Annotated in this window: 7 protein-coding genes and 1 tRNA gene; 3 read left to right on the plus strand and 5 right to left on the minus strand. The window is 65.8% G+C overall.

What is annotated here, in order from left to right; translation table 11 throughout:
• Window positions 1–35 precede the first annotated feature (35 nt).
• A complete protein-coding gene (locus tag HNP52_RS13915) occupies window positions 36–836 on the minus strand; it encodes a 2-keto-4-pentenoate hydratase (RefSeq protein ID WP_409372634.1) in 801 nt (266 codons plus the stop codon).
• Between the two features lie 410 nt (window positions 837–1,246).
• On the opposite strand from HNP52_RS13915, the gene HNP52_RS13920 reads away from it, so the two are divergent.
• The 3 genes from HNP52_RS13920 (at window position 1,247) to HNP52_RS13930 (ending at window position 9,506) form a co-directional block, all read left to right on the plus strand.
• Complete coding sequence (locus HNP52_RS13920; protein WP_184168043.1) at window positions 1,247–5,014, plus strand: LamG-like jellyroll fold domain-containing protein; 3,768 nt, start codon at window positions 1,247–1,249, stop codon at window positions 5,012–5,014.
• Between the two features lie 98 nt (window positions 5,015–5,112).
• Window positions 5,113–6,513 carry a DUF885 family protein gene (locus HNP52_RS13925; protein WP_184168045.1) on the plus strand — a complete coding sequence of 467 codons (1,401 nt, stop codon included), beginning with the start codon at window positions 5,113–5,115 and terminating at the stop codon, window positions 6,511–6,513.
• A gap of 107 nt (window positions 6,514–6,620) precedes the next feature.
• Window positions 6,621–9,506: a TonB-dependent receptor gene (locus HNP52_RS13930; RefSeq protein ID WP_184168047.1), complete on the plus strand. Its 2,886-nt coding sequence runs from the start codon at window positions 6,621–6,623 to the stop codon at window positions 9,504–9,506.
• A 119-nt stretch (window positions 9,507–9,625) separates the two neighbouring features.
• Here the strand turns inward: HNP52_RS13930 and HNP52_RS13935 are convergent.
• From HNP52_RS13935 to rfbF, 4 genes are all read right to left on the minus strand, one after another.
• Window positions 9,626–9,710 (minus strand) — tRNA-Leu (locus tag HNP52_RS13935).
• A 90-nt stretch (window positions 9,711–9,800) separates the two neighbouring features.
• Complete coding sequence (gene rfbH / locus HNP52_RS13940) at window positions 9,801–11,114, minus strand: lipopolysaccharide biosynthesis protein RfbH (RefSeq protein WP_184168049.1); 1,314 nt, start codon at window positions 11,112–11,114, stop codon at window positions 9,801–9,803.
• A gap of 8 nt (window positions 11,115–11,122) precedes the next feature.
• Window positions 11,123–12,220, minus strand: coding sequence for a CDP-glucose 4,6-dehydratase (gene rfbG, locus HNP52_RS13945; RefSeq protein WP_269574645.1), 1,098 nt, complete (start codon window positions 12,218–12,220; stop codon window positions 11,123–11,125).
• Complete coding sequence (gene rfbF / locus HNP52_RS13950; protein WP_184168051.1) at window positions 12,208–12,978, minus strand: glucose-1-phosphate cytidylyltransferase; 771 nt, start codon at window positions 12,976–12,978, stop codon at window positions 12,208–12,210. Before rfbF ends, rfbG begins: the two co-directional genes overlap by 13 nt.
• Window positions 12,979–12,986: the final 8 nt, after the last annotated feature.

A 12,986-nucleotide genomic window follows, 5' to 3' on the forward strand; every position in this document is an offset into this window, starting at 1 on the left:
CTCTCCCTATTATTTTATGCCGCGCGACCGCCGAATCAGGCGTCGTGGATGCCGACAATACGGCACTTGACGCTGTAGTCCTGCGCGAACCGAGCATCGACCAGCTCACCGACCCGAACCGGATGCACGCCGGTGACGGCGCCGGTGGAGATCCACTGGCCCTGGGCAAGCGGCAGCTGCCGGCTGGCGGCAAGCTCGAACAGGAAACGGACGGCACCGAAGGGGCCGTCGAGCATCGTGCTCGCGGTCGCCTCGCCGGCCACTTCGTCTTCGATGACCAGCGACACGGGCCAATCGAGGAAATCCGCGTCGAGCGGGATCGCCGCGCCGATCACCAGGCCGTTGTTGTTGCCGAAATCCGAAACGGTCACGGCCGGACCGTGCGCGTTGATCCCCGGGAAGGGCGAGCTAGCCACTTCGATGCCGACATGGATCGCATCGACATATTCCGCGACCTCTTCATTGGTCCAGGCGCGGTCGAAACTCTCGGGCAGCGGGCCCAGACGCAGCAGATATTCCGCCTCGCCGGCAGCAAAACCCTGCTCGAACACCGGCATGTCGGGCACATCCCCCTCGCCCGCCGTCACCACCGAATCGGCGAAGATCGGACCGGCCAGGCGGTTCGCGCCATAGGTGGCGTCGAGCGGTTCCGGGATCTTCCCGACCTTCCAGCCGACGACCTTGTCGCCGAACAGCTCGATCGCGCGCTCCTGGATGCCATAGGCTTCGTCGAGCGTACCGGGCAGGTCGCCCGGATAGTCGTTCAGCGCATTGCCCGCCTGACGAGCTGAAACAAATGCCTGGGCGATGGCGTCAGCCGGTTCCCGTCCTTCGATCAACTTGAAATTCCCCATTGTTCCGGTCGCGTGAGGGCCGCTCGCCACGCGCGGCTGGCACAAATGCAGCCGCCGCCCGACATCGCCGCTCCACCCGCTTCGCCTGCCCCGATCACCGCTCGCCTCCAACGGTTTCTCAGGATCTGGGAAAGACAGGCCGGAGCCGGTGCCGGACCATGTCGAGTAACTTGCGCGCGATCTCCTCTCCGAGTGGCCGCGTCCCGGCTTTGCTCGGGTCCGCGGAATGTCGCCCAATGCTACCGGTGTCACGGTGGCGCGTCAACGCACCTAAAGCCGGATCGTCGAAATAGCATGGAAACGAGAAAGGGATTGCCACCGGTGTCAGCCATCGCCATGCTTGACAACAAAGGCGGCCGAGACCGTCCTGTTATGGTTCAGAGAGGCATGTCATGATCCGCACGTCCACCAGCATCGCCCTGGCATGGGCTCTCGCGCTCTCCGCCGGCCCCGCCTTCGCGCAGACGACGGACGACGGCCTGCTCTTCCGCGCCTCGGGCGACAAGAACGGCACCGCGGAAAAGGCGCGCGGCGACGCGGTCCCCAATTTCCAGACCAAGGTCAGCAACGTGCCGGACGGCGCGATCGGGGGTGCGTTCCGCTGGGCGGATGACGGCTATATCGCCTGGAATGCCCCGGGAAACATCCAGGCGCAGCGCGGCACACTCTCCTTCTTCTGGCGCTCACGCGAGCCGGTGGGCGAAGCCCCCTTCGTGATCTTCCGCGTCGGCTATGCGGATCATAGCAGCTGGGACATGGCGTTCCTGCGCATCGACTGGAACGGCCACGGCTTCGATGCCTTTGTGACCGACGCCAATCTCTCGCGCGTCCGCGTCTCGTTCCAGCTGCCCGCAAACCCGGCGCCTGAAGCCTGGCAGCATATCGCCTTTGCCTGGGACGAGAGCGTCGGGGTCAGGCTCTTCGTCGATGGCAAGGAAGTCGCCCGCAAGGACCAGAAGGCCGATCTCGATACCGGGCTCGACCAGTTCGGCATGGCCGGCCGGGTGATGGCGCCGCATCAGGTGCAGAGCCGCTACAATTTCATGCGCGGCAGCGATCTCGACGAGATCCGCGTCTATGATCGCATGCTCGACGCTGCCGGCATAGCGGCGCTTGCCGCCAAGGCCGAGCCTGCGCCCTCGCCCGCCATAGCCGATGCCGGCAAGCGCGCCGCTTGGCTCCACCGCTTCGGCTGGGACGCCGCCTCACCGCCGGTGCTCGACGACAAGGTCACCAGCGTCCGCAAGGTCGAGTTCGCCGATGCGAAGGACCTGAAGGAATGGATGTGGAAGGGCGTGGACGGCATCGCCGAGACTACCTGGCCCGGCGTCTATAACCGCTCGAAGCTGCCCGGCCGCGACGATTATTTCGAGCTGCCTGACTGGAACGTCTATGTCGAGGGCGGCAAGACCTACACGCTGACAGTCCCCAAGGACGAGAAGTTCAACCGGCTCGAGATTCGCGGCGCCGCCCATGGCACGCTCGATTACGCCGCGCCCGGCAGCAGCTTCCGCAGCCTGGCCAAGCGCCTGCAAGGCGTGGTCCGCAGCATCACGTCGCTCGGCGAGGCACAGGGTGGCACGCTGCGCTTCACCAATGTGATGCAGGAGCAGCCGATCCAGGAGATCTGGGCCTACAACGTCGCCGCCGGCAAGGAGCCCGAAGGCGCGTTCAAGCTCAACTATACGGTGGACGCCAAGGTCTCGGCCGATCTCGCCGCGCTCGCACCGCTCAACAAGTTCATCCGCGGCCGCTATCCGGCCGACGAGCGCAACACCGTGCTCGCACTTCCGCCCGGTGCCGGCTCGGCAGCCGCTGGCGCAGGCAGCGCCGCTTCGACCGGCGCCGCCGCGCATGTCGAAGGCGCGATGCCGATCGTCCATGTGCTGATCCCCTCGGGCTTTGGCGACGCCTTTGCCGGCCGCGCACTGGCCCGCGCCTGGAACTATGGCTGGGAGAACATCCGCGACGGCCTTGATGGCATCGCGCTCGACATCCCCGCGCTCAAGGCGACGCCCGCCAAGGACGGGCTGATCCCGCTCAACATCAAGGTGAAGGACCCGATCTGGCCAGGCCGCGACATGATCGACCTGTCGGTCTCGGTCCGTCCCGGCGAGGCACGCACGCTCTGGCTCGACCTGCGCGATCGCATCCTCACCAATGACAGCCTCTATCTCTCGGTCGCTTCCGCTGCGCCCGATTTCGGCCCGGCGTCGCTCGATGGCATGAACATCCGGCTGGTGTTCAAGGACCGCAAGGAAGCGCTGCCCGAGCACATCGCCGACCGCTTCAACCAGGTGAAGGACAATTGGGGCTTCCTGGTCGAGGAGCACACCGCTTCGAAGCGCGCCGCCATGTATGCCCGCGTCTTTGCGGACGTGAGCGACCTGCTGCGCGTCGATCCCGACAATGTCGAGGGGCGCCGCTATTGGGCGGACATCAGCTACGGCCCGCAGAACCTGCCCGATTTCAAGCAGCCCGAAGCGCCCGCCGGCGTGCCGCTCTGGGCGTTCCGCCAGCTTGAGGATCTCAAGATCACCCGCCAGTTCGTGAACTGGTGGATCGACAACCGCCAGGTGCCGTACGGCGATTTCGGCGGCGGCATCTCGGACGACACCGATCTGCTCCAGCAATGGCCGGGCCTCGCGCTGATGGGGGTCGATCCGGACAAGATCAACGGCTCGCTCCGCGCCCTGTCCGAGGCGGTCTACAAGAACGGCATGATGGTGAATGGCCTCGGCTATATCACCACCGACGAGCTCCATGCCTATGAGGAAGGGATGAACTCGGATGCCGAGCGCCTTTACCTCAACTGGGGTGAACCGCGCGCGGTCGAGCGGCTGATGGCGACGGTGAAGGCGTTGAAGGGCGTGATCCTGCCTAATGCCGTCGGCCACCTGCACTTCGCCAGCAACTGGTATGGCGCCCGCAAGATGTACCGGGAGGGGCCGTTCGAGTGGCAGAAGCCCTATAGCTGGGTCGTCCTCCATGCCCCCACGCTGGTCGGTCTCTACAACGGCAATCCCGATGCCCGGGGCCTGATCACCGGCATCACAGACGGACTGCTCGCGCATGGCAAGCAGGACGCAAAGGGCAACTGGTCCTGGCCGAACGAGATCAACTGGCGGACCGATGCCGAGCGTGCCGGCGATGGCGGCGGCGCTTCCACCCCGATCCAGGCCGCCTGGTCGGCCTATCGCTTCACCGGCGACGCGAAATATCTGGGCCCGATCCTCGCGCGCGTCGGCAAGAGCGGCCCCGCCTCCGTCCAGGACATCAACGAGAATGTCATCAAGCTGCTCGGCAGCGACAAGGACTGGTCGAAGACGCTCACCGACAAGGCGAAGAAGGGCGGCGCCTTCGAGCAATGGGCCGCCTGGGACGCGACCGGCGACACCAAATACCTGGAATCGCTGCATGCCGCGGCGATCGAGGACAAGTCGCAGCGCCAGTACATGTACACCGAGGGCCATTGGTGGTCCGACCGGGTCGACCAGCCCAACGAGATCCTCCAGCGCGAGCGGCTCGGCGGCATCGCGCTTCGCCGCAACCAGACCTGGCCGGGCAATGCGGTCAGCTGGCGCTTCGATGATCCCGAAGGCGCGCTGAAGACCGCGATCCTCGTCCCCGGCGCGACGCCGACCCATTTCAAGGTGATCGCCTATAACACCGGCGACACGCCGCAGAGCGCCGACATGTCGACCTGGAACGTCCAGGCTGGCGAATGGGAAATGGTGACGAACGGCACCACCACCCCGCTCCACCTCGAGCGCAGCGCCTCGACGCGGGTGACCTTCGCGCCGCGCGCCACCACCGAGATCGAGTTCACGCTCAAGACGCCGGGCGAGGATGTCGCCACGCGGCCGGATCTCGGCATCGGCAGCGATGACGTGGTGGTGAAGGGCGGCAAGCTCGCCGTCACGGTCCATAGCCTGGGCGCGAAGGGCGCGGCCGGCGGTACGCTGACGGTAGAGGATGCATCGGGCAAGACGCTGGCTACCGCCGCCATTCCCGCCCTCGCCGCGCCACTCGACCTGACGCCGAAGGCTGCGACGATCCGCCTGAGCCTGCCCCGGGGCGCCGCGCGCGTGCGTGTCGCGCTGCCGGGCAACGCGGCGGAAGTAACGCAGCTGAACAATATGGTGCCGCTGACCAACTGAACCGGAGGACCGCGATGCAACGCCGCCAGTTCCTCGCCGCCGCCGGTGTCGCCGCGCTCCCTCGCCTTGCCCTGGCCGCACCGGGACAGGACGAAGCTTTGCGCGCGGCACTGGACGGGCTTGCGAGGCTCGACACGCCCGAGGCGAAGCTGGCGCAGCTGAAAGGCTTCGCGCCGGCATCGCTGTCTCCCTCCGCCCGGATCGACCTGGAAACGGTTCGCGCTGGACTCGCGGTGGATGCGCAGCTCCTGCGTCGTTTCCCGATCGGCCGGCTCGGCCGCTCGCCCTATACGATCGCGCCCAATGCGGGCGCCTGGCGCGATGCGGCGCCTGTCGTGGGCAAGGTGGAGGCGGAGAGCGAGAAGATACGCGCCGATGCTGCACATGGGGTCATCCTCCCTGCCCCGTTGCTGGAAAGAACGCAGGCTGGCGTCGCGGCAGCGGCGGAAAAGGCGAACGGCCCTGCCGGCCAGGCACTCCGCCAACAAGCTGCCCTGCTCGCCGAACTCGCTCCCAAGGCGCTCGCCGAACCGGGCACCGGCCGCTTCCCCGGCGGCGCCGACTATTTCGCGCTGCTGCTCGAGCGCCACTACGGCGCCCGCATCGCGCCTGCCGAGGCACACCGCATCCTGCTCGACAAGGCGCAGGAGCTCACCGCACGCACCGACACCGTCCTGAAGCGTCTGGGCTATACAAAAGGCAGCGTCAGCGCCCGGATCAGCGCGGCGTTCAAGGATCCGCGCTTCCTCTACAGCGACGATGATGCCGGCCGCGATCGGCTAGTTGCCGACATGAACGCCACCCTCGCCCGCGTTCCCGCCCGCCTGCCCGCCCTGTTCGGCCCTCTGCCGCCCGAATGCCTGAACGTCGCCACCGTGCGGATGACGCGCGCCGAAGAAGCCGAGGGCAAGCAGGGCTATCGAACCGTGCCCACCCCGACCTCACCTGGCGCCTATTATCCGGACCTCAAGCGCATCCGCGACCGCCCGTCTTGGACCCTGCCCGCCGTGGTCCATCATGAACTGCTGCCCGGGCACATGATCCAGATGCCGATCGAGGCAGCCGCCGATCCGCACCCGCTGCGACTCGAGTATGCGCCCGCCTTTGCCGAAGGCTGGGCGATCTACACCGAGCAACTGATGGCAACCGACGGCGCCTTTGCGGGCGATGACCATGCGCTTCTGGGGCATTTGCACTGGCTGCTCTTCCGCATCGGCCGCGGATTGGTTGACACCGGTGTCCATATCGGACAAGAGACACTGGCACAGACGAGCAGCAAGCTCGCGAAACTGCAGGGAGAGGCGGCCTATTTCGCGCCGATGGCGCAGGATATCGAGCGAATCTGCATAGACCCCGCCATGCGCGCCGCTGAGGCGCTCACCTGGTTGGGCTTGGCTCGCATTGGCGCCACCGAGCGCCGCAAAGGCACAGAATCGCTCAGGAAATTTCACCGCAGGCTGCTCGCCAACGGGCGCAAGCGCTTCGCGATGATTGCCTGAGGCAGGCGAGAGCCCGTCCAGGATCGAACAGAGAGCCGGTGCGAACCGGCCGATAGCCAGGCGCCGCCTGCGGCCGGCCTGGAAACACTGACCATGGGAGAATTGGGATGCGTAAAGGGTTTTTGAAGCGGAATATCTGGTCGGCCGGCGCCTCGCTGGCTGTGATTGCCGGCGCGAGCATTGCGACCCCGGCGCTGGCGCAGGACGCGGCACAGACGCCGCCTGCCGACAGCAACCAGGGAACCACCGTGCAGGAGCAGGACCAGGGCACCGATGGCGCCATCGTTGTCACCGGTTTCCGCCAGTCGCTCCAGAAGGCGCTGAACCTCAAGAAGGAGTCGGTTTCCTCGGTCGACGCGATCGTCGCGGAAGACATCGCCAAGTTCCCGGACCAGAATCTCGCGGAATCGCTGCAGCGTATCCCGGGCATCTCGATCCAGCGTGACGCCGGCGAAGGCCGTGCGATCACCGTGCGCGGCCTCGGCGCGCAGTTCACCCGCGTCCGCCTCAACGGCCTGGAGACCGTCGCCACCTCGACCGACGGCGCCTCGGCCAACCGCGACCGCGCCTTCGATTTCAACGTGTTCGCTTCGGAACTGTTCAACTCGCTCGTCGTCCACAAGACCGCCGAGGCGTCGCTCGACGAAGGCTCGCTGGGCGCAGTCGTCGACCTGAACACCGGCAACCCGCTTGGCGGCAAGGAAGGCTTCACCTTCGTCGGCTCGGCCCAGGCCAGCTATAACGACCTCTCCAAGAACTGGGGCCCGCGCTTCGCCGGCCTGCTTTCATGGAAGTCGCCGAGCGGCGCGTTCGGTGCGTCGCTGTCGGCAGCCTATTCGAAGACCGACAATGTCGAGCTCGGCAACAACTCGGTGCGCTGGGCCCAGGCGACCTTCGACCAGGTCAGCGGCACCAATTGCTGGACCACCGCCAATTCGGGCGGCACCTATGTCCCCAGCGCGGTCTGCTCGCAGGCCGCCCTCTCCTTCCACCCGCGTATTCCGCGCTACGGCATCGTCGGACATGACCGCGAGCGCCTGGGCATCACCGGCAGCGTCCAGTGGGCACCGAGCGACGCAACCAAGATCTCGATCGACGGCCTCTATTCGCGCTTCAAGGAAACCCGCGAGGAGAAGTGGCTCGAGGTGCTGCTGCGTTCGAACGAGCGCTCGATCAACGTCGTGAACCCGGTCTACGACAGCAACAACAACATGATCTCTGCCACCCTCAACGATGCGTGGGTGCGCACCGAGCATTACCTCCGCAAGTCGGACACCGAATTCTACCAGATCGGCGGCACCTGGGATCAGGAGCTGGGCGACAGCTTCCGCTTTACCCTGCTCGGCGGCATCTCCAAGTCGAATGCCGACATCCCGGTCGAGACGACGATCATCCTCGATGACCGTGATGCGCAGAACTACAAGTACGACTATTCCAACATGCGCCAGCCGGTGCTGACCTTCGGCACCAGCGTGACCGATCCGGCGAACTTCCAGCTCGCCGAGATCCGCGATCGCCCGTCGAACGTGACCAACAAGTTCCGCACCGCGCAGCTGCGCACCGAATGGGACGTGGCCGAGGGCTTCCAGATCAAGTCGGGCGCGATGTATCGCCGCTTCGACTATGAGGTGAAGGCCTATCAGCGTGACACCGCCGTGTGCGGCAATGGCGGCCTCGATCTGGTGCTCAAGACGATCACCTGCTCGACCACCTCGACCTTCGGTCCGACGGCTGTCTACGGCTTCCAGGCCACCCCGCAGCTGACCGAGCTGGTCAACCTCGGCAATGCCGGCCAGCCGGCGGGCACCACCACCAGCTGGGTGGTCGCCAATATCGACGCGGCCGCGGCCTATACCGGCCTCTACAACCGTCCGCTGGCGCTCGACGTGGGCAACAACCGCAACGTCACCGAAGAGGTGAAGGGCGGCTATCTCCAGTTCGACGCCAAGGGCGACCTGTTCGGCCTGCGCTACGCGCTCAACGCCGGCATCCGCTATGCCTCGACCGACCAGAGTTCGACCGGCATCAACGGCACCCTGCCCGTCACCGTGAAGCGGACCTATGACGACTGGCTGCCTTCGGTGAACGTCGCGCTGTTCCCGGCCGAGAACGTCATCCTGCGCGCTGCCGCCGCCGAGGTGATGACGCGTCCGACGCTGGGCAGCCTGACGCCGGGCGGCTCGGCCGACGGCTTCAACTACCGTGTGTCGTTCGGCAATCCGAACCTCGATCCGTATCGCGCCACGGCCTATGATCTCGCGGCGGAGTGGTATTTCGCGCCGCAGTCGATCTTCTCGGTCGCGGTGTTCAAGAAGAATGTGAAGAGCTTCCCGGTCAGCGCCACGCTCACCGGCCAGACCTTCCTGTCGACCGGCCTGCCCGCCTCGGTGCTCGCCGCTTCGTCGCCGGCCTTCCTGAACCCGGCCCAGCTCGCCCAGCCGATCTGGACGGTGGTGACCACGGTCAACGGCACCGGCGCATCGCTCAAGGGCGTCGAGATCGCGGTGCAGGCGCCGTTCCGCTTCCTGCCGGGCTTCCTGAAGAACTTCGGCGGCATCGCGAACGCGACCTTCATCGACTCGAGCGCGACCTACAGCCAGTCGGCACCCGCCACCGCGGTGAACGCCAACGGCTCGCTGACGCTGCCGAACCGCGCCTTCAACTCGACGCTCTACGGCGTGTCGAAGAAGGCGTTCAACGCGACGCTCTACTATGAAGACAAGAAGTTCAGCGCGCGCGCCTCGGTCAGCTATCGCGGGCCCTATGTCGATGCCGGCTCGGGCACGGGCAACGTGTTCGAAGGCTATAACGCGATCACCAATGTCGACGCATCGGTTCGCTACAAGCTCACCGACTGGATCGAGCTGTCGGTGGAAGGCACCAACCTGACCGACGCCTATCGCGACCGCTACACCGACACCGCTGCGAACCGGAACTACGAGTATAATCATTTCGGCCGCACCTTCCTGGTCGGTGCACGCCTGAAGCTCTGATCGCCTCCGCGATCCACTATGGGGCCGTCGCGTCATTCGACGCGGCGGCCCTTTCTTTTACGGTGCCGGCAAAAACAAAAAGACCGCGGTGCCGATGGCGCCGCGGTCTTTTTGTCGATTGGTGCCCCTGGCCGGACTCGAACCAGCATGCCTTGCGGCAACCGATTTTGAGTCGGTCGCGTCTACCAATTTCGCCACAGGGGCAGCGAAGCCCGGGTGGCTAGACGATGGAAAGCCCCGGGGCAAGCACTTGCGCGATCCGCGCGAACGCGGATCGCGGCGTGTACGTCTGTCTTAGAAGTTCAGGCCGAAAAACTCTTCCAGCTTCTCGCCGACATAGTCGAAATGCTCGGCGCCCAGCGCCGGGAACAGGCCGATCCAGAAGGTGTTGTTCATCACCTGGTCGGTGCGGGTCAGGTCGCCCACCACGCGATAGTTCACATGCTCGAAATAGGGCTGACGGGTCAGATTGCCGGCGAAGAGCAGGCGGGTGCCGATCTTGTTCTGGTCGAGATAGCGGGTCACGTCGACGCGCTTGGCATCCACGCCATCGCGGATAGTGATGGGGTAGCCGAACCAGGAGGGATTCGAATTGGGGGTGGCTTCCGGCAGGATGAACACTTCCTCGAGGCTTTTCAGCCGCTCGGTGAGCAATTCGAAGTTCCGCCGCCGCGCTTCGACGAAACCCTGCGCCCTTTCGAGCTGGGCCAGGCCGCACGCCGCCTGCATGTCGGTGATCTTCAGGTTATAGCCAAGGTGCGAGTACACATATTTGTGGTCGTAGCCGAACGGCAGGGTGCCGTGCTGCTGGCCGAAGCGCGAGCCACAGGTATTGTCGCAGCCCGGCGCGCAATAGCAGTCGCGGCCCCAGTCGCGGATCGATTCGATGATCGGCTTCAGCTCCATCGAGCTGGTGAACACCGCGCCGCCCTCGCCCATCGTGATGTGGTGCGCCGGATAGAAGCTCACCGTGGCGACATCGCCCCAGGTGCCGACCAGCTTGTCCGCATAGGTGGCGCCGAGCGCATCGCAGCAATCCTCGACCAGCCACAGGTCGTACTTGTCGCAGATCCGCCGGACCTCGGCGAGGTTGAACGGGTTGCCGAGCGTGTGGGCGATCATGATCGCGCCGGTCTTCTCGGTGATCGCCGCCTCGATCAGGCTGGCGTCGATATTGTAGGTCGGCACGTCGACATCGACGAACACCGGCACCAGCCCGTGCTGGATCGACGGGTTCACCGTGGTCGGGAAGCCCGCCGCGACGGTGATGACTTCGTCCCCCGGCTTCAGGCGGCGATCGCCCAGCTTGTGGCTGGTCAGGCACGACAGCGCGAGCAGGTTGGCCGAGGAGCCCGAGGTAGTGGTGAGCACGAACGGCGCGCCGACCAGCTTGGCCAGGCCCGCCTCGAACTCGGTGTTGAAGCGGCCGGTGGTCAGCCAGCCGTCGAGCGCGGCCTCGACCATCAGCTCGATTTCGGGGGCGCCGATCACCTTGCCGGCGGGCGGGATCACGCTCTCGCCCGGCACGAACGGCTTCGGCGCGAACTGCGCCTCGGCATAGCGGCCCACCAGGGTGCGGATTTCCTTGCGAAGATCGTCAGCAGTCATGAAACGGATTATCCTTGGTCGTGTGCGGTGCCGGCCGCGACGAAGCGGGCCAGCTCGGAAAGGCAATAGGCGTGCATGTCGTCACCGGCGGTCCAGGCGCGCTGCCAGTCGACGATGCTCTCAAGCGCCCGGGCGAGGTTCCAGCGCGGCTCCCAGCGGAGACCGGCGCGCGCCTTGGAAATGTCGAGCTTGAGGAAATTGGCTTCGTGCGGCTGGACGCTCGGATCGCGAACCCAGGAAGCCCCCTCGCCCCACAGCGCGCACATCTTCTCGACGATCCACTGGACCGGCCGGGCATCCTCGTCGCGCGGGCCGAAGTTCCAGCCCTCGGCAGCGGCCGCGGGATCGTTCCACAGCGCCTGGCAGAGCACGAGATAGCCCGAGAGCGGCTCGAGCACATGCTGCCACGGCCGGGTCGCCAGCGGATTGCGGATCAGCACCGGCTCGCCGGCGCTCACCGCGCGCAGGATATCGGGCACCAGGCGATCGGCAGCCCAGTCGCCGCCGCCGATCACATTGCCCGCGCGGCCCGATCCGATCGCGGCCTTGCCTTCGCCGGTGAAGAACGAACGACGATAGGCCGAGGTGACCAGCTCCGCGCAGCCCTTGGAATTGCTGTACGGATCATGGCCGCCCATCGCTTCATCCTCGCGATAGCCCCACACCCATTCGCGGTTCTCATAGCATTTGTCGGTGGTGACCACGCAGACCGCGCGCACCCCCGCCGCCTTGCGCACCGCCTCGAGCAGATGGACGGTGCCCATCACGTTGGTGGCATAGGTGCCGACCGGATCGTCATAGGACGCCCGGACCAGCGGCTGCGCGGCCATGTGGATCACGATCTCGGGATCCGCCGCGACCAGCGCCGAGGTCAGCGCTTCCGCATCGCGGATGTCACCGATGATCGAGTTCATGCCCGTCGCGACATCCGCGACCTGGAACAGCGCCGGATCGGTGGGCGGCGCGAGCGCGAAGCCGGTCAGCTCCGCGCCCATCTGCTGCAGCCACAGCGACAGCCAGCTGCCCTTGAACCCGGTATGCCCGGTCAGGAAGACACGCTTGCCCGCCCAGAATCCAGGATCGACGCCGGCTTTCACCAGATGCACCAGGGCGCCTTGCCGCTTTCCCACAGGCTCTGGAGCATCTGCTTCTCGCGCAGCGTGTCCATCGGCTGCCAGAAGCCGTGATGCTCATAGGCCATCAGCTCGCCGTCCGACGCAAGGTTGCGCAGCGGCTCCTGCTCCCACAGCGTCGCGTCGCCCTCGATATAGTCGAGCACCTTGGGCGAGAGCACGAAGAAGCCGCCATTGATCATGCCGCCATCGCCCTGCGGCTTTTCGAGGAACTGCTCGACCTGGCCGTTCTCGATCTGCAGCGCGCCGAAGCGACCCGGCGGATAGGTGGCGGTGAGCGTCGCGGCCTTGCCGTGGGCGCGGTGGAATTCGAGCGTCTTCGCGATATCGATGTCGCCCACGCCGTCGCCATAGGTGAAGAAGAAGAACTCCTCGTCCTTCACCAGGTCGCCGACGCGCTTCAGGCGGCCGCCGGTCTGCGACTCGTCGCCGGTGTCGACCAGCGTGACCTTCCACGGCTCGGCGCGCTTCTCGTGCACGATCATCTTGTTCTCGACCATGTCGAACGTCACGTCCGACATGTGGAGGAAGTAGTTCGCGAAATATTCCTTGATGATGTAGCCCTTGTAGCCACAGCAGATGATGAATTCCGTCACGCCGTGCGCGGCGTAGATCTTCATGATGTGCCACAGGATCGGGCGACCGCCGATCTCGATCATCGGCTTCGGACGCAGACTGGTCTCTTCAGCGAAACGCGTGCCGAGCCCCCCAGCCAGAATGACTGCCTTCATCGGTTCTT

Origin of the sequence: Sphingomonas kyeonggiensis (assembly GCF_014204495.1) — a bacterium.
Taxonomy (GTDB): domain Bacteria; phylum Pseudomonadota; class Alphaproteobacteria; order Sphingomonadales; family Sphingomonadaceae; genus Sphingomonas; species Sphingomonas kyeonggiensis_A.

Excerpts from the sequence above, each read along its gene's own strand:
- rfbF (WP_184168051.1), bottom strand. The coding sequence starts at position 12,978 with ATGAAGGCAGTCATTCTGGCTGGGGGGCTCGGCACGCGTTTCGCTGAA.
- HNP52_RS13930 (WP_184168047.1), top strand. The coding sequence starts at position 6,621 with ATGCGTAAAGGGTTTTTGAAGCGGAATATCTGGTCGGCCGGCGCCTCG.
- HNP52_RS13920 (WP_184168043.1), top strand. The coding sequence starts at position 1,247 with ATGATCCGCACGTCCACCAGCATCGCCCTGGCATGGGCTCTCGCGCTC.
- rfbH (WP_184168049.1), bottom strand. The coding sequence starts at position 11,114 with ATGACTGCTGACGATCTTCGCAAGGAAATCCGCACCCTGGTGGGCCGC.